The 17793-nt window shown below is 44.3% G+C and carries 11 protein-coding genes, 2 pseudogenes, 1 riboswitch and 1 other annotated feature; of the genes and pseudogenes, 7 read left to right on the forward strand and 6 right to left on the reverse strand.

Annotated elements, in window-relative coordinates; genetic code table 11:
* Nucleotides 1-4 precede the first annotated feature (4 nt).
* The 4 genes and pseudogenes from ACYQ0Y_RS00360 to ACYQ0Y_RS00375 all read right to left on the reverse strand — a co-directional run bounded on the left by ACYQ0Y_RS00360 (nucleotide 5) and on the right by ACYQ0Y_RS00375 (nucleotide 3998).
* Nucleotides 5-982: a polyprenyl synthetase family protein gene (locus ACYQ0Y_RS00360; protein ID WP_407881977.1), complete on the reverse strand. Its 978-nt coding sequence runs from the start codon at nucleotides 980-982 to the stop codon at nucleotides 5-7.
* A pseudogene (locus tag ACYQ0Y_RS00365) lies at nucleotides 936-1548 on the reverse strand (Gx transporter family protein). The gene ACYQ0Y_RS00360 and the pseudogene ACYQ0Y_RS00365 overlap by 47 nt, the downstream one beginning before the upstream one ends.
* Nucleotides 1545-2006 carry a NusG domain II-containing protein gene (locus ACYQ0Y_RS00370; protein WP_407881979.1) on the reverse strand — a complete coding sequence of 154 codons (462 nt, stop codon included), beginning with the start codon at nucleotides 2004-2006 and terminating at the stop codon, nucleotides 1545-1547. The pseudogene ACYQ0Y_RS00365 and the gene ACYQ0Y_RS00370 overlap by 4 nt, the downstream one beginning before the upstream one ends.
* A 78-nt stretch (nucleotides 2007-2084) precedes the next feature.
* Nucleotides 2085-3998 (reverse strand): annotated as a pseudogene (locus ACYQ0Y_RS00375) (FAD-dependent oxidoreductase).
* Nucleotides 3999-4388: 390 nt separating this feature from the next.
* On the opposite strand from ACYQ0Y_RS00375, the gene ACYQ0Y_RS00380 reads away from it, so the two are divergent.
* The 4 genes from ACYQ0Y_RS00380 (at nucleotide 4389) to ACYQ0Y_RS00395 (ending at nucleotide 9773) form a co-directional block, all read left to right on the forward strand.
* Nucleotides 4389-5330, forward strand: coding sequence for a 1,4-dihydroxy-2-naphthoate polyprenyltransferase (locus ACYQ0Y_RS00380; RefSeq protein WP_407881981.1), 942 nt, complete (start codon nucleotides 4389-4391; stop codon nucleotides 5328-5330).
* The gene (locus ACYQ0Y_RS00385; RefSeq protein WP_407881983.1) at nucleotides 5331-6317 is read left to right on the forward strand and encodes a prenyltransferase; all 987 of its coding nucleotides are present in this window, start codon (nucleotides 5331-5333) and stop codon (nucleotides 6315-6317) included. It abuts the gene before it with no gap.
* A gap of 360 nt (nucleotides 6318-6677) precedes the next feature.
* Nucleotides 6678-7235, forward strand: coding sequence for a DNA-3-methyladenine glycosylase I (locus tag ACYQ0Y_RS00390; protein WP_407881985.1), 558 nt, complete (start codon nucleotides 6678-6680; stop codon nucleotides 7233-7235).
* A gap of 24 nt (nucleotides 7236-7259) precedes the next feature.
* Nucleotides 7260-9773: an excinuclease ABC subunit UvrA gene (locus tag ACYQ0Y_RS00395; protein ID WP_407881986.1), complete on the forward strand. Its 2514-nt coding sequence runs from the start codon at nucleotides 7260-7262 to the stop codon at nucleotides 9771-9773.
* 113 nt (nucleotides 9774-9886) lie between these two features.
* On the opposite strand, the gene ACYQ0Y_RS00400 is transcribed toward ACYQ0Y_RS00395, so the two are convergent.
* Nucleotides 9887-10636 (reverse strand): hypothetical protein, encoded by a 750-nt coding sequence (locus ACYQ0Y_RS00400; protein ID WP_407881987.1) that lies wholly within the window; start codon nucleotides 10634-10636, stop codon nucleotides 9887-9889.
* A gap of 173 nt (nucleotides 10637-10809) precedes the next feature.
* Nucleotides 10810-10905: riboswitch (SMK box riboswitch) on the forward strand.
* Here ACYQ0Y_RS00400 and metK point away from each other — a divergent pair.
* Together metK and ACYQ0Y_RS00410 are read left to right on the forward strand one after the other, a co-directional pair.
* Nucleotides 10903-12102: a methionine adenosyltransferase gene (gene metK / locus ACYQ0Y_RS00405; protein WP_407881989.1), complete on the forward strand. Its 1200-nt coding sequence runs from the start codon at nucleotides 10903-10905 to the stop codon at nucleotides 12100-12102. It overlaps the preceding riboswitch by 3 nt.
* A 162-nt stretch (nucleotides 12103-12264) precedes the next feature.
* A complete protein-coding gene (locus tag ACYQ0Y_RS00410) occupies nucleotides 12265-13737 on the forward strand; it encodes an MDR family MFS transporter (protein WP_407881991.1) in 1473 nt (490 codons plus the stop codon).
* Between the two features lie 112 nt (nucleotides 13738-13849).
* Here ACYQ0Y_RS00410 and ACYQ0Y_RS00415 read toward each other — a convergent pair whose 3' ends face one another.
* Nucleotides 13850-14497 (reverse strand): phosphatase PAP2 family protein, encoded by a 648-nt coding sequence (locus ACYQ0Y_RS00415; protein ID WP_407881993.1) that lies wholly within the window; start codon nucleotides 14495-14497, stop codon nucleotides 13850-13852.
* A 257-nt stretch (nucleotides 14498-14754) separates the two neighbouring features.
* Nucleotides 14755-14971 (forward strand) — a binding site (T-box leader).
* Nucleotides 14972-15100: 129 nt separating this feature from the next.
* Here ACYQ0Y_RS00415 and leuS point away from each other — a divergent pair.
* The gene (gene leuS / locus ACYQ0Y_RS00420; RefSeq protein ID WP_407881995.1) at nucleotides 15101-17524 is read left to right on the forward strand and encodes a leucine--tRNA ligase; all 2424 of its coding nucleotides are present in this window, start codon (nucleotides 15101-15103) and stop codon (nucleotides 17522-17524) included.
* The last annotated feature ends 269 nt before the right edge of the window (nucleotides 17525-17793 follow it).

Here is a 17793-nt window from a genome sequence, read left to right on the forward strand (position 1 = left end):
TTGGTTAAGCCTGGCGATTGAGGAGGGAAGCAGTTAAGTCTTCTAGGGCTCGTTGCGCTGGCAGATTGGGCAACTTATTGATGGCCTTCAAAGCTTTATCAGTATAGCCTTCAGCGAGTTCACGAGCGAGCGCTACACCGTGGTATTCATTAACTAGACTAGCGACAGCTTGGGTATCCGTATCAGTCATAGCGGCTTTTTTACTTAAATATGGTGCGAAGACAGCTGGATCTTGTCGCATAGCCAAGATTAAAGGCGCAGAATAGACACCTTCGCGCATATCATTTTGAACGGGCTTCCCAAAGCGTTCACTCGTCGTTGAATAATCTAAAATATCGTCCAACAGCTGAAAGGCGATGCCGACGTTTAACCCAATTGTTTCCGCGTTTTTGGCAAATAAACGTGATGAGCCAGACTCGTAGGCGCCCAGTAGTGAACTTAGGGCGAATAGGTGGCCTGTCTTACCACTGACTTGTTTGATATACTGCTTAATCGTCATGTCTAAATTATAACGAGCAGCCATTTGATCTAATTCGCCGTTTAAAATAGCTTCCATGTGTCGTCCATCTTGTTGGACACTGCGCAAGTCACTCGCGTAGTTGGCCAACAGTTTAAAGCAGACAACAAATAAGTAGTCGCCAGCATATACTGCGGTATCTTTGCCGAATTGAGCTTGCAAAGATTCTTGGCCGCGACGCAAATCCGAGTCATCAATAATGTCGTCATGAATCAGGGTTGCTGTATGCAACGTTTCCATGGCAGCGGCTAAGGCAACCATTTTATGTCGGTCCGTTTCATGAAATTGAGAGAATAATAAACAATATGCCGGCCGTAACAATTTTCCGCCTGCATTAATCAGGTCGAGAATGGCATCTGCCACCGGTCGATTATCGGTGGTAATATTTTTTTCGATGAGGTTAAGTACCTGCGTTAATTCATTCGCCACGATTGGGTATTCGTGCCACATTGGATGGATTTTCATTAAAGTTGGTTCCTCTCAAGATGTTGTTGATAATCGTAACGCAGTCGCGCCAAAGTGTCGACGTGCTCGAATAAGAAATTAGCGGTGATGCCCACCGCAATTCCAGCGAGAATCCCGATAAAGGAGAGAATGGGGAGGTAAAGCATGACGGTCCAGCTTTGAGCGATTAAACTAGCGACCGCTAATTGTCCGACATTGAACAAAATTCCTCCGCTAGCTGAGATACCAATCATACTAACGCGCCGCTCGCCTAGCTGCTTAATGATGAGCATGCCCAGCCAAGCCAGCAATGACCCAGTGGCACTATACAAGAAGGTGGACAAGGTGCCACCCAATAGCGTCGTTAAGAGCAAGCGCATCCAGACCAATAAGAAACTATCACTAATTGGCATGGTAAATAGTGAAACTAGGGTGATGATATTTGCTAGACCTAGTTTTGCACCGGGGGCAAAGGCAAATGGAAAGGGGATGGCTCGCTCCAGTAAACCGATAATTACACCTTGCGCACATAAGAGGGCAATATAAATCATTTGTCGTGTTCTGGATGGGGCAGTTGATGGTGTCATGGCTTTACCAGACCTCCAGTCGAATTACTATGAGTGGCACCATTGGAACTTTTGATTTCAACCAAAAGTTTATGTGGTAGACACACAATTGTTTGACCGGGGCGATTGATCGCGCTGTGATGAACACAGACCTGATCTTGACAATTGGCGTCAACAATTTTGATGGCATGATCGGTTGCGACGACGTCATTATAATCACCGTGATCCGCGTAATGGAAACGGGTTATCCCATGATGGTCAGTGAGGTTAATTCGTTTAACAACGTGTCCATCGTGAGAGATAACCGCCGTGAAAATTTCAGTTGCCTTGGTATTCTGTCGCGCTTGAGCAGCTTGACGTTGATTATTGGTAAAAATCATTAGGGGAATAAATGAAGCCACAACGAGCAGGCCGACGATAATAACGTCAAACGGTCGGATCATGCTGAAATAACGTTTGAATGGATTAGCTGCCTTCATTTTATCCCACCTACTAACTAAGAAAATAGAGTCCCGGGGTAAGTCTACCCTAGAACTCTACCACTGACAATTGTCGTTTTATTTAACTACATTAGTCCCGTATAAGGACTTCGGTGTGCCATAACGCCACTTGCCAAATAGTCGTTGCAGGTAAGGAATGACCCACTTGTCTAACCCGAAGGCGCGACCTGAACCATTCATACATGCAATGGCGAGGATAAAGATCCACATGTTAACCCAGTAGAACATGCCACTGAGACAGAAGACAACGACTAATGCTGCTGAGGCAGCTGACATCAGCCAGGTGAATAGGCCAAGAATCAGACAAACCCCAATACCAATTTCAACAATCGTCATAAACTTCTGCATGAAGAAAGCCATCTGTTGGTTAGGAACTGATGCTTTAGTGATGTTGTAGAACCAATGAGGCATCTTTTCGAAGACCATTTTTGGATCGTGACCATAGTCATAAGACAAGGAGAACATCGTTGGATTAGCCGTAGTAGTTGCTGCTTCTTTTGCACCGCTAGCGGCCGAAGTTGCGGCCGCCTTAGTTGCTTCACTTGCGCCAGAGGTAGCGGCTTTAGCAACAGGCTTCAACCAATCGAATGGTAAACGCAGTTTTGGTAAGAACCAAGAACTGTCCCCATGAATCTTTGGCCAAATATCAACGAGCCACATAGCACCGAGCCAAAGACGGCCTGGCACTGTCCATAATACGTTACCCTGGCGAGAAATGTGACCACGGAATAGGTTGCGATTATGGCGAGTCCGGAAGAATTCGTGCATGGTGTACTGGAATAAGTAATATCCAGAGTAAATTTGCATGAAGTACAGCATGTTAACTAAGTGCTTCATTAAAATAGCCCAGAAGTTGGATAAGTGGATACTACCCATCAAGTTGGCAACCCCATACTTTGAACCCAAAGACACCATGAATCCAGAGTAGTTAGGCTTAAATGGCACTAATGGCTTGCTTTCTTCTGTGTTAATGATGTTGGCAACCGCTGCCGCCGCTGTTTGTTCAGCTGCTTGAACAATTTGTGGTTGACCTTTGCCATCATTTTCGCCATCAACGATTGAGACATCACCAACAACGTAAACGTGAGGATCTGTTTCAGTTTGCGTGTACTTGTTAACCTTGATCCGACCTGCACGACCTTGTTCAAGACCGAAGAGACCAGCATCGTCGCTCGCTTTAACTCCTGCCGTCCAAATCAAAGTACTGGTTGGGAAGGTAGAACCGTCCTTTAAATCAACGTGATCTTGATGAACACCAACAACACCCGTGTTCTTCATGATCTTAACGCCTTTTTTGACTAAGTAGCGTTCTGCTTTATCTGCATCTTTACGATCAAGCATGTTCATGATCGTTGGTGCCATTTCCATCATGGTAAATTAAAGCTCATTTGGATCAAGCTTGTATTCGTCGGCTAACGTCTCACGCCAGTCTTGTAATTCACCAATGGTTTCGGTTCCAGTAAAACCCGAGCCAACTACAACAAAAGAAAGCAAGGACTTACGCTTTTCTGGATCATGTTCAATGGAACCGGCGTAGACAGTGCGCTGAATATGTTCTTTCAACGCAACAGCTTGTTCCCACGAACTCAAAGTGAAGCCATGTTCCGCCACCCCAGGGGTGCCAAAGTCGTTAGACGTAGCACCAATGCCAAGAATGACATCATCGTAAGCATAAGAGCCGTGTTCGGTGACCACTTTTTTGTCTGTGCGGTTAATCGACTTAACCGTATCAGTGACAATCTTCACGTTCTTACGCCGACAGAATAGCCGTTGTAAGTCGTGTTGAATGGCAGTTGGTTCGACACGATCGGCAGCAATTTCGTGCAACTCGGTCATGTAGGTGAAATAGGAGTGCTTATCAATCAAAGTGATTTGCACATCTTTGTTACGTTTGTAGTGCTTGGCTAGGTGCTTCGTTGCATAGACGCCGGCATAACCTGCACCAATGACAACAATATTTTTCTGAGCCATTTATCAACAACTCCCCTTACAATAAGTAAATAAGTGCATAAACAATACGACAATTATAGCGTTTACAAACGTTAATTGTCTATACCTTCACGAGTAATATTGGCCAAATTACGGTTTTGTAATCGAATTAACATATTGTGTAAGCGTTTTCTTAAACTGATATAGCGATATTATGAAAATTAACCATGAATTGAAGTTGATTTATCTAATGATGATTTTGTGAAATTAAGTTAAAACTAACCAATTTTGTATAAATGACGCTGAATTGATTTGTGAATTATTTCAGATACTATTGATGCAGAACTAGGCAAAAGTCATTTTTTTCGCTAAGCTATTTACAGAAATGTTTTGAATAATGACACGCTGTTTTATGAATGAGGGGGGCGGGGGATGAACCCCAAGGGTTTTACTCAATTGGTTGAACTGCGTACTAAATTCGCGAGTCTATTGCCTTTTTTAATAGGAATTAGCTTTGCAACCGTCCAGTATCACCAATTGAGTTGGTTAAATACCATAATTTTTTTCGTCGCCATGAGCCTGTTTGATATGGCGACCACTGCCATCAATAATCTGATGGATTATCAAAAGGCGCGCAGCCGTGCCTATCGAGAAAAAGTTAATGTCATTGGCCGTGAACATTTGTCGATCAGAACAGTGAGTTGGTTGAGCATTTTAATGGTTGGGGCGGCAAGTGGATTAGGTATTTGGCTAGTATGGCGAACAGATTTATTCTTATTGCTTATTGGAGCCTTGTGCTTTGCCATTGGCCTCAGCTATACGATGGGACCAATGCCGTTATCACGACTGCCACTGGGTGAAATATTTTCTGGGATCACGATGGGCCTGCTCATTCCATTTATTGCCGTTTACATTAATGTGGCTGATCAGCAACTGATCAGCTTAACTTTGCACTGGCCAGGCGCGTTGCTAATGGTTAATATATGGCAATTGCTGGGGTTAGGTTTGGTATGTCTGCCATCTATTGGCACCATTGCTAATGTGATGTTAGCGAATAATTTATCTGATTTAGCCGAGGATGCGAAAAATAAGCGGCATACGTTACCGAGCTATTTGGGAGTACCAACAAGTTTGCGACTATATCATGGGCTAATTGCTATTGGGTATTTTGGTATCATTATCGGAATGGCATTAAGACTAGTTCCGTGGTCGGCAAGCCTGATCTTTTTGTCCGTGCCGATCGCAATTTATAACAATCGGCTTTTTGCAACTGAACAAAGTAAAACAAAGACTTTTAAAACGTCAATTAGTAATCTGGTGTGGGTGAATAGCAGTTTATTAGTTGGCTTAATCCTTGGACTAGTGGTGAAATAAATGACAAATACAACAACGTATCAAAAATTAACGTGGCCCTTATTTTTAGAACTGATTCGCTTACCGGCAAAAGCGGCAAGTTTGCTGCCTTTCTTATTCGGCACACTATACGCTTATTATGCTTTCAATGAATTTAACTGGCTCAATAGTCTCATTTATTTTATCGGGCAAATGAGTATTGCCTTATTTGTGACCGGCTTTAACAATGTTCAAGATTATTACAAAGCCAAAGACTTGGCTTACCGAGATCGAGATAACATTCTCGGACGAGAGCATTTGAATCCGCGTCGGATCATGGCGTTAATGATGTTCTTTTTAGTTTTGGCTTGTGCTATGGGGTTACTGCTAGTTATTCGGACGAATTTAATTCTTTTATTCATCGGTGGCTTAGCAATTTTAGTTGCAATTACGTATACGGCTGGGCCAATTCCGCTATCAAGAATGCCATTAGGCGAGATTCTTAGTGGTACCTGTGAAGGATTTGGGACAATTTTTATTGCTGCTTATGTCAACATGACTGATCAGTTGCCGATGGCGATGTTTTTTCACGGATGGGATGTCTTGATCTCGTTTAATTTGGCCGTGATTTTGCAATTATTTGTTGTTGGTGCATCCTTCCTATTACTAGATAGTGGCATTATGTTTGCGGATAACATTTGTGATTTGGAGCAGGACCAACGCAACCAGCGATATACGTTACCTTACTATCTAGGCAAACGCCGAGCTTTAAAAGCTTATCCATATGTTCCGGGGGCAGCTTTGGCTTGTGTTTTGATTAGTATTTTGATCGGTTGGCTACCGTGGCTGATGATCGTCATTTTTGGCTTGATTCCACTGGTCATTAAACACGTGCGGATTTTCCTTGCCAAACAGGATAAACGAACCACTTTTAACACGGCGATTCAAAACATGTTAGCGATCGATACAGCACAGGTGGTCGTGCTTGCGATCGTCAACGGTTACTTAATTTGGCGAAACGGACGTTAACATATCTAGTCATAAAAGGTGGTCCTTGTTCTACGATTGAGCAAGAATCACCTTTTTGTTTGACGATATTTTGAACACAGCACGGTTGTAATTAATGGACAACTGCAGTCACCAATCCCAAGATGAGTCAAGGATCGCATAACTTCTGTAAATACGCCCACCATTGATCAGAGTTAATCCAGCAAACAACCAGCATAGTCCCCACAGAAATAACGTGATCAACCCTTCTCAAAAAAACGGCAACAAATATGCTCTCATCTTAACTTTAATCATTTTTCAAACTAACGGTTAGGTTTAGGATTACCCTTCATCAAAGTGAAACAAGTATAATGGGCTTAAACAATTTCATGGGAGGCAACTATGCAGCGTTGTCAGTGGGCGACCAGTTCGCCATTAATGCAGGCTTATCATGATAAAGAGTGGGGGTGCCCACATCATAATGACCATGCGCTATTTGAATTGATGTGTATGGAAATGTATCAAGCCGGTCTATCTTGGCGAACCGTATTAAACAAACGCGCCGCTTTTAATGAAGATTTCAATGCTTATGACGTGAAAACAGTGGCATCGATGACGGCTCAAGATTGGGAACCCTTGTTAAACGATGCTCGGATCATTCGCAATCGTGCCAAGTTAGCCGCAACCGTGACCAATGCCCAAGCATTTTTACGAGTTCAACAAGAATTTGGTTGTTTTGACCGTTACTGGTGGCATTTTGTCAATGGACAACCAATGATTAACGATGTGCCGGAAGCAAGTATGACACCGGCGCAAACGGAGTTATCAGTGAAAATATCCAAAGACTTGAAACGTCGCGGGTTCAGTTTTATGGGGCCAGTGGCAGTTTATGCGTTTATGCAAGCTAGCGGCTTAGTTGATGATCATCAAAATAATTGTGCGTTTAAAACAAAAGCGTAGGGCATGCTTTATCAGGAGGCAGTCATGGTAGTTCAACATAAAGACACGATTCCGGACAATATTGAAGTGCGTGGTGCCCGTGTGAATAATTTGAAGAACGTTAGTGTTGATATTCCACTCAATGCTTTTGTCGCCATTACCGGCCGTTCTGGCTCAGGCAAGTCTTCGTTAGCAATGGGGGTTTTATACGCAGAAGGCGCCAGACGATATTTGAATGCATTATCAACCTATACCCGGCGGCGGATTAGCCAAGTTAGTGCAGCTATGGTAGATTCCGTGCAATATTTGCCCTCAGCTTTAGCATTACGGCAACGCCCACAGGTTCCCGGTGTGCGGTCGACCGTTGGTACAATGAGTGAAAGCCTTAACGTATTACGTTTGATGTTTTCCCGGCTTGGTTCGATGGTCTGTCCCAATGGACATCGAATGTCACCAACATTAGCTGTCGCGGAAAATGATGGTTGGGTAGATTGTCCCACATGTGGGATTCATTTTCGTGCTCGAGGTGCGGAAGATTTTGCATTTAATTCGGCAGGTGCGTGTCCAACGTGTGGCGGACTTGGCGAAGTTCGGCAAATCGCAGTCGATCGATTAATTGGGGATGAAACAAAAACGATTCGCCAAGGTGCAGTTAACGCTTGGCATTTACCAGGGCGCAACTTTATGCCCATTGTTGCGGAAGCAGTGGGGATTCGAATTGATGTTCCCTACAAGGATTTGACTGAACGTGAAAAGCAATTGGTGTTGCATGGGCAAAAGGCCACATACGCAATCAATATTCCCAGCCGCAGTGGAAAAATTTTCCATATGGACAACGCTGTCTACGAGAACGCGTATAATGCCGTCGCAGATTCACTAGCCACGACCAACAACGAACGGGCAATTCAACGGTTGAATCGGTTCTACGAGTTTGATACCTGTCCAACCTGTCAAGGGACACGCTTTAATCCTGTGCTTTTAGATCAATTAATGGTTGAGACTAATATTGCGACAGCGAGTCAGATGGATTTGGATCAGTTGACGCACTTTGCTAATCAGATCGAAACATGGTTGCCAGAAGACATGCGGCACCTAGGGCATGACCTCGTCAAAGAATTTTTGAACAGTTTGGCGCCACTTAAGGACTTAGGTCTTAACTATTTGACCTTAGATCGGGCAGGAAACACATTATCTACTGGTGAATTACAACGAATTCAGTTAGGACGAACCCTTCGTAGTGAAACAACGGGCGTTTTATATGTGCTCGATGAACCATCAGTCGGGCTACATCCAGCTAATGTAACGGGATTGATCGAGGTATTTCATCAATTAATTGCGCAAGGAAATTCACTGGTTGTCGTCGATCATGACACGCGAATTATTGGTGCAGCCGACTATGTCCTTGAAATTGGTCCGGGCGCTGGTCGCGCCGGTGGTCAGGTGATCAATCAGGGGACAGTTGCCCAAATTGAACACGATGAGAGCTCACTCATTGCACCATTTTTGAATGGCACGACCCCCATTCGACAACGGCAAGTGATTCCCGAAGCCCAATTGTTTAAGAAAGGCAATTTGACGGTAGCTGTTTCGCAGCGGTTTAATTTAAAGCATGTGGTTGCTCATTTCCCTAAAAATCGTTTATCCGTTGTTTCCGGAATGTCGGGTGCGGGAAAGACGACATTAGTATTAGATAGCCTAATACCAGCTATTCAAGCGCAAGTCGCGCATGATCCATTGCCCAAATATGTCAGTAAATTAGATCGAGCCAAGCTACGACACGTGATTAAAGTTGATTCTGTACCGGTTGGTAAGAATATTCGTTCGACAGTTGCGACATACACAAATATTTTGGATGTCGTTCGTAATTTATTTGCTAATACCAAAGAAGCTCAACGTCAGGAATGGTCGGCTAGTCACTTTTCATACAATTTAAATGATGGTGCTTGTCCACAATGTCATGGTACCGGCACGATTAGCATGGATGTGCAATTTTTGCCGGATATCGAAGAGGTTTGCCCAATCTGTCACGGGCAACGTTATAACCCAGAAACACTGGCGATTAAATGGCACGGCTTGAATGTGGCTGAGGTATTAGCCTTGTCCGTTGATGACGCGCGTGAAGTTTTTAAGGATGAGCCAAATATCGCTAAAACATTAAATGCTTTGCATGAAATGGGCCTAGGATATCTACAATTGGGCGAAAGCACGCCAACATTGTCTGGTGGCGAGGCACAACGGCTGAAATTAGTTGCTAAAATGGGCCAGCGACAGACGGGGACGTTATATGTATTTGATGAACCATCTGTGGGACTGCACCCCTTGGATATCCGCCAGTTACTTGAGGTATTCGATCAATTAATTGCTGACGGCGCGACCGTGATTGTGATTGAACATGATTTGGACGTTATCGCCAATGCAGACTATGTTATCGATATGGGACCAGCCGGCGGGAATCATGGCGGACAAGTGGTGGCTGCCGGGACGCCTGAAAAAATTGCGGCTACCGGTGCCAGCGTTACAGGAAAATACTTAAAAACTCATTTAAATAAGCAAGTTTAAGCCAAAAAGAACCAGAAATGGGGTATCAGTCAGCACATACATTGACTGATACTCCATTTTCTGGTTCCTGGATTAATAACGGTCTTTAGCTTTAACCACCGATGCAATAGTTATTAAGCAAACACAAGCAACAAATAAGCGATCAGTTCAAACAACAAGTAGGCAGACGCTCGATACTGTGACTTTAAGTTAGTGAAATTGATCATAAAAAAGTAGGTCAAAATCACCATGCCAATTGCTAAAACACCTAAAAGACTGCGGCGCAAGGCAAGGATAATTAAAATTAAAAGACCACCGGTTAACAGTGCAGTTCGCGACTGTCGCGAACTAGCTGATTCAAAGATTGGCGCCGTGAAAAATAATTGACACCCCAGCAGCGGCAATAAATTCAGTAAAAAAGTCGGTGACAGATACCGATTTTGAAAGAAAAAAATTGCTGCACTGAGCGGAAAAGTGGTTAAAACGCCGTAAATAATTAGCCCCCACACATTTTGAAGATTCAACCAACGTTGTTCGACTACCAACCAGAAACCAGCTAACATCAGCAGCATGATAAGAATTTCGAAGTTTCCCCGAATAATTCCTGACCAAGCTAATAGCAAGCCAATCAAAATGGGGACGTGGGCCCACAATGAACGAAAATTAGCTTGAAACATTAAGAAACTCGTTAAACTCATGGTCAAGCTAAACGCCAATAAGAGGAGTTGATTAAGCTGAAAAGTTGCCCCTGTTATGCGCCCATAATGGATTGGATAGCTCCACCAGATTATATTTTGTGCCAGCATAAAAATTCCTACCAGGGCCCATGGAATTTTCGTCAATGGAGCCACAAGGTGTCGATCAGCGCGTGTGTGTTCAGACATAAGGTTTCCTCTCAGTCCATGCAAGTTGTATAAACTCATGCTAATCAACTTTGCTGGGATGGTCAATGCAGATTCGGTATGTTTCAATGTTCTCCGCAGGTGCAATGAACCGGCCAAAAGGTTTAAATGGCACTCACAATGTTTTGTAAAATACGGTGTGCGTGTTACCATATTAAAGTTATGAGTTTCGTTCCCGATAGGATAAGTACAGTAATAACGTACTTAGAGGCCTTGTAACCGGAAATTATCAGATGGGGGAAAATTTAATGCAAGAACGTCATTTATTTACATCCGAATCAGTTTCGGAGGGGCATCCTGACAAAATTGCGGACCAGATTAGTGATGCGATTTTGGACGCTATTTTAGCACAGGATCCACAAGCACGAGTTGCGTGTGAAACGTCTGTTACCACTGGTTTAGTGTTGGTCTTTGGTGAAATTTCAACAACCGCTTATGTCGATATTCAAAGAACGGTTCGCGACACGATTAAAGGGATTGGCTATACCGATGGTCGATTGGGGTTTGATGGAGATACCTGCGCAGTTTTGGTGGCCATTGATGAACAGTCGCCAGATATTGCGCAGGGTGTTGACGATGCTTTGGAACGGCGTGATGGTCAAGCTGACCCGTTGGATCAAATTGGGGCTGGTGACCAGGGGATGATGTTTGGCTTTGCCATTGACGAGACACCTGAACTAATGCCACTCCCAATCGCGTTGAGTCACGCATTGATGCGTAGAATTGCGCAACTACGTAAAAATGGTACTGTCAGTTATTTGCGTCCTGACGCCAAGGCCCAAGTGACTGTAGAATACGATGACGCTGGGCAGCCGACTCGTGTTGACACCGTCGTTTTATCTACTCAGCATGACCCGGATGTTTCATTAGATCAAATTCGTCAGGATGTGATCGAACAGGTGATTCGCCCCGTTATTCCTGCTCACTTGTTAGATGACCAGACGAAATATTTAATTAATCCAACCGGTCGTTTTGTTATTGGTGGGCCGCAAGGAGATGCAGGCTTGACCGGACGTAAGGTCATTGTCGATACCTATGGCGGTTTTGCTCGTCATGGAGGAGGTGCCTTTTCTGGTAAGGATGCGACAAAAGTTGATCGCTCGGCTTCATATGCAGCTCGATACATCGCAAAGAATATTGTAGCGGCCGGACTGGCCCACAAAGTTGAGGTTCAATTAGCCTATGCGATTGGGGTAGCTCAACCGGTCTCAATCTCAGTCAATACGTTTGATACCGGATCAGTTTCTGAAGAAGCTTTGACGACGGCAATTCGCCAGATCTTTGATTTACGGCCAGCCGGAATCATCAAAATGCTTGATTTACAACGACCAATTTACAAGCAAACAGCAGCTTACGGGCACTTTGGTCGTCCAGATTTGGATTTACCCTGGGAAAAGACCGATAAGGTAGCCGCATTAAAAGACGCGGTGGCTGTCGCAACTGAATAAACAAAAGTTTTTATTTAAGTGATTGTTTCATCCCCGTAGCGTTATGCAGCCGGGGATGTTTTTTATGGCATAATATTTGTGGTTTACTGATTTATGATTTGAACTGCTGATGCGATGTTTTGACATTGTAATCATGATTTTAAGGAAAGTTAGGATAAGTGAATGTCGAAGAAACGGACGACTAATGTCACGTTGGTAACGGTAGCCTTGTTTGTAGCCACCTTTATGTCAGCTGTGGAAGGAACGATTGTGTCGACAGCGATGCCGACGATTGTTGGAGATCTGCACGGCGTCACCTTGATGAATTGGGTTTTCTCCATCTACTTGTTAACCAATTCATTAGCAACCCCGATTTATGGCAAACTTTCGGATCGAATTGGTCGAAAGCCAGTCTTTTTATTTGGTTTGGTAGTATTTGTGTTTGGTTCAATGATGAGCGGCTTGTCGAATTCAATGGGCACCTTAATTCTTTGGCGAGCAGTACAAGGGATTGGAGCAGGCACGATTATGCCAGTCTCCTTTACCATCATTGCGGATATTTATCCCTTCGAAAAAAGAGCACAAGTGATGGGACTAAATGGATCGGCTTGGGGTGTGGCGTCGGTAGTGGCCCCGTTACTTGGTGGTTTTATCGTTGATCAATTAAGCTGGCATTGGGTATTCTTCATTAATATTCCCATCGGTTTAGTCACCATCTTGATGATCATGATTTTTTTACACGAACCCAAGCAACAGCCGGCAGACGCACCCCTTGATGTGCTTGGCAGTCTCTGGTTATCCGTGGCGTTGTTGGGTTTGATGATCGGCTTTCAAATGAGCGGTGATGGGACTGACAATGTTTGGCTAATTGTTGGTGTCTTCATGATGGCGATCGTGGCCCTGGGACTATTTATTTGGCAAGAGCAGCGGGCAGCGGATCCGATTATTGATTTACAACTGTTTAATGAACGGACTTTTGTCGTTCAAAATGCAGTGGCGGCGTTGATTTCCGGTTTCTTAATTTGTTTTAACGTCTATATTCCGACGTGGACGCAAGGCCTACTGGGTTTACGTGCCGCAGAAGCAGGTTTTGCCGTGACACCTAGTTCCGTGATGTGGATCGTGGGATCTTTTATTACGGGGCGCGTCATTACAAGGTTAACACCACAGCGCATTGTAGGCATTAGCATTGGCATTGTTTTAATCGGTGCCATTGCGTTGGTTCTTTTACCTTCCCAAACCGCTTTTTGGGTCTTTTTGGTGGTCTCTGCTGAATTAGGGGTTGGTTTTGGAATTAGTATTACGACGACAACGGTAACGAGCCAACATTTAGTCGATCCAGTTAATATCGGGATGGCGACCTCGTTTAATACGCTGGCACGAAGTCTGTCTCAGACAGTAATGCTCGCTATTTATGGAATTGTGATGAATGCCAGCTTGGCTCACGGCGTGGCCACCCACCCGGGAGTCAAGCTCAGTCAATTGAACGCGCTGATTAATCCGGAAACGGCTCAGCAATTACCAGCAAAAATTTTACCAACACTACGATCAATTATGGGTAGTGGTGTGCGTCACGTCTTCATCGTTGCGTTGATATTAGTGATCCTAGCTGGGGTTTTGAATCTGCTGGATCGTCCGCAACACGTGGAATCCTGATTTGGCCGTTTAAACGTTAAGATATTAAGTGATTGTTTGAAGATTGGGCCATTCTGGGCCTAAAAATAAAGCCTCCCAAATTTGGGAGGCTTTATCAGTTTATCCAGTTCATTTAGTTAAGTCGAATCGCCGATACACTGCGCGGGCCAAAGAATAGATAGCGAGAGATAAGGAGTTCAGCTAGCGCGAGACTGGCGCCAGCAACCACATCACTTGGAAAATGAACACCCAGATAAACGCGGCTTAAACAAATCGTGATGATCAGTAAGGTTAACAACGCATTAAAGACGGCCCGTAGCGCAAAACGATCAACGTATAAGTTACATAAGATGATGAGGGACCCATACATCAAAGTGACATTCATGGCGTGACCACTGGGGAAACTAAAGCCGCCGGCCGCAACTAAATGCAAAATAAGTGGCCGTGGTCGGGCAACAAGGTGTTTGATGAGCGTGTTCACCACTAATGCCAAGACGCCCACGTTAATTGCGAAGAAGAGGGCCCCTTGCAGTTTTTGTCGCCACCACAGACCTAGTGAGAAGATGATCATCACCACCAATGTAAACTTAACATTACCTAACCGAGTGATGTTACGGAAAAACCAGGTTCGCTCAGGCGTGACAGGTTGGCGAATTAAGTGAGTCAATGTTTGGTCGAATGTGAGTAGCAGTGGTGCTCGTAGCAGAACTCCGGTTAGCAAAATGAAAAAGAGTAGCAAACCGAGACTAACGATCAACCAGCGGAATCTTTGCCAGCGCACTGAGGTTATTTGATTAATAGAGAATCACCACCGATTAATTGAAGTGAGTGTTGTTCATTATAACATGGTTCACGCCTTGAGATTGATTGAAAAGTTCAGGTTGGCTGACTGTGAACGACATTGTGACCATTTGATCTAAAGCTAAATTAACACTAGTACAAGATGGTAAACTCACTAAAGTCGCCGCCTTACTTCGAGCAAAACGCGCTTGTTTTTCCTAGTTTGAACTGCTATGCTAAGACCATTCTTTTAAACAGTTAACGGGTGCGGATTAGTAAATGATGGCTTTAATAAAGCGAGCTGACGGATGGTGCAAGTCAGTTTAGGGCCAATGTTGAACTCACCGCTAAAGCCAAAAATGCTGAAGCTAGGTTATAGGCGTTTTCGCAGGTCGGCGTTATCGACTTTGAGGGTTGTCAGGGAGCGTAAGCCTGATAAAAGATAGGTGGTACCGCGGAAAATTCCGTCCTATCAACTGCTTGAAGGCAGTTGATAGGACTTTTTTTTGTGTCGAGCAATCTTGTCTTTAGTCGGCGGACATCGAATTCCACTGCCAGTTCACGGTTTTTGGGCAACGTTAACGAACTGTATAAGGAGGCTACTATGCCATACGATCATCGTAGTATTGAAAAAAAGTGGCAGAAATATTGGGAAACAAACCATACGTTTAAGGCTAAAGATGGTGTAGATCAGCCTAAATATTATGCATTGGATATGTTTCCTTATCCTTCGGGGCAAGGATTACACGTTGGTCATCCAGAAGGGTATACCGCAACTGACGCAATGAGCCGACTTAAGCGGATGCAAGGCTTCAATGTGTTACACCCGATGGGATGGGATGCGTTTGGGTTACCAGCTGAGCAATACGCGTTAAAAACCGGCCACAATCCGAAAAGTTTTACTGATCAGAATATTGATGTTTTTCGCAAGCAGGTCAAGTCGCTTGGTTTTTCGTATGACTGGGATCGCGAGATCAATACGACTGATCCGGAGTATTATCGTTGGACACAATGGATTTTTGAGCAGCTTTACAAACGCGGCTTAGCTTATGAAGATGAGATTATGGTGAACTGGGCGCCTGATTTTATGGGTGGAACTGTCGTCGCCAATGAAGAAGTCATCGATGGTAAAACGGAGCGTGGTGGTTATCCCGTCTATCGGGTCCCTATGCGGCAATGGGTTTTGAAAATTACAGCGTATGCGGATCGTTTGCTAGACGATTTAGATGATTTGGATTGGCCCGAAAGTATCAAAGAACAACAACGTCATTGGATTGGTCGCTCAGAAGGTGCTAGTGTGTTTTTCGAGATCGCTGATCAAACCGATGCAACGAAAATCGAAGTCTTTACGACTCGGCCGGACACCCTATTTGGTGCGTCATATCTTGTTTTAGCGCCTGAGCATGACTTGGTTGACCAAATCACTACAGCTGGTCAGCAGGCCGCGGTCAGTGAGTATCGCCAACAGATCGCCTCCAAATCGGATTTGGAACGGACGGATTTGAATAAAGATAAAACGGGCGTCTTCACCGGTGCTTATGGCATTAACCCGATTAATGGCGAACGATTGCCGATCTGGATTGCTGATTACGTGCTATCTTCTTACGGGACTGGTGCGATTATGGCCGTGCCAGCTCATGACACACGTGATTTTGATTTCGCTAAAAAATTTGCCTTGCCAATTAAACCAGTTATCGAAGGTGGCGATGTGACGAAGGCAGCTTACACTGGCAATGGGATTCACATAAATTCAGGCTTTTTAGATGGCTTAGATAAACAAACTGCCATTGGTGCGGCGGTTGATTGGTTGACGGAACATCAGGCAGGCGGTAAGAAGATTAATTACCGTTTGCGGGACTGGATTTTCAGCCGCCAACGATACTGGGGCGAACCGATTCCAGTGATTCATTGGGATGACGGGGAAACTACCCTAGTGCCGGAAGATGAATTACCATTAACGTTGCCAGATACAGACCAACTTGAACCATCGGGGACTGGTGAAAGTCCGCTAGCAAACATTGAAGATTGGGTCAATGTGACGGATAAAAATGGTCGCCATGGTAAACGGGATACGAATACGATGCCACAATGGGCTGGCTCGTCATGGTATTTCTTACGCTATATCGATCCGCACAATCAACATGCGCTTGCCGATCCGGAGAAACTAAAGTATTGGCTTCCAGTTGACCTTTACATTGGTGGTGCTGAACACGCAGTTTTACATTTGCTGTATGCACGTTTTTGGCACAAGGTGTTATATGATTTGGGCGTGGTACCGACCAAAGAGCCATTCCAGAAGTTAGTCAATCAAGGGATGATTCTCGGAAATAACCATGAGAAGATGTCTAAATCAAAAGGTAATGTGATCAACCCAGATGATATTGTAGACAAATATGGGGCTGATACGTTGCGGCTGTATGAAATGTTTATGGGGCCGTTGGAAGAATCTAAACCATGGAGTGAAGATGGCATCAATGGTGCCTACAAGTGGTTACAACGGGTATGGCGACTGATGATTGATGATAACAATCATCTGCGTGATCGGGTCACGACAATTAACGATGGCCAACTCGATAAGGTTTATCATGAAACGGTCAAAAAAGTGACCGAGGATTATGAACGCATGCACTTCAACACCGCCATCTCACAAATGATGGTCTTTGTGAACGAAGCGCATAAAGTGGATGATTTACCTGTACCTTACATGGAAGGCTTAATTAAATTGTTAGCACCATTAGTACCGCACCTTGCTGAAGAGCTGTGGCATTACTTCAATGAATCAGAAACCATCGCTTATCAGCCGTGGCCAACGTATGATCCAGCAAAATTAGTGGAACGAACGGTGGAAATCGTGCTTCAAGTGAATGGTAAAGTGAAGAGCCACGTGACGGTGGTCAAAGACATCAGTCGCGAAGAATTAAGTGAGTTGGCTTTAGCCGATGAACATATGCAGAAGGCACTGGCTGGTAAAACTGTTCGCAAAACGATTGTTGTGCCAGGCAAAATTGTCAATGTGGTCGCTAATTAATTAATTTTTAGTGACGATTGAATTTAATGAACGGGCGTGACCATCGGTTTTTCAGGTGATCGCGCCCGTTTTTGAAATTGAATAGCGCTGGCATTGTTGTGAATTTTAACTGATTCTGTCATGTGATTATCGTTGAAATTGGTCAATGAAACTTCGTATAATGAATAGGCTGTGTAACTAATTGTGATTTTACTAAAGGTGATTTTTTTCGTGTCATCATTGGCTTAGTCGCGGTACACTATAACTTCAATGGAACCTGACTCTAATTA

The sequence above is a fragment of the Furfurilactobacillus curtus genome (assembly GCF_054657915.1).

Coding starts and splice junctions, on each gene's coding strand:
- ACYQ0Y_RS00410 (WP_407881991.1), top strand. CDS start 12,265: ATGTCGAAGAAACGGACGACTAATGTCACGTTGGTAACGGTAGCCTTG.
- ACYQ0Y_RS00360 (WP_407881977.1), bottom strand. CDS start 982: ATGAAAATCCATCCAATGTGGCACGAATACCCAATCGTGGCGAATGAA.
- ACYQ0Y_RS00390 (WP_407881985.1), top strand. CDS start 6,678: ATGCAGCGTTGTCAGTGGGCGACCAGTTCGCCATTAATGCAGGCTTAT.
- ACYQ0Y_RS00380 (WP_407881981.1), top strand. CDS start 4,389: ATGAACCCCAAGGGTTTTACTCAATTGGTTGAACTGCGTACTAAATTC.
- ACYQ0Y_RS00385 (WP_407881983.1), top strand. CDS start 5,331: ATGACAAATACAACAACGTATCAAAAATTAACGTGGCCCTTATTTTTA.
- metK (WP_407881989.1), top strand. CDS start 10,903: ATGCAAGAACGTCATTTATTTACATCCGAATCAGTTTCGGAGGGGCAT.
- ACYQ0Y_RS00400 (WP_407881987.1), bottom strand. CDS start 10,636: ATGTCTGAACACACACGCGCTGATCGACACCTTGTGGCTCCATTGACG.
- ACYQ0Y_RS00395 (WP_407881986.1), top strand. CDS start 7,260: ATGGTAGTTCAACATAAAGACACGATTCCGGACAATATTGAAGTGCGT.
- ACYQ0Y_RS00370 (WP_407881979.1), bottom strand. CDS start 2,006: ATGAAGGCAGCTAATCCATTCAAACGTTATTTCAGCATGATCCGACCG.
- leuS (WP_407881995.1), top strand. CDS start 15,101: ATGCCATACGATCATCGTAGTATTGAAAAAAAGTGGCAGAAATATTGG.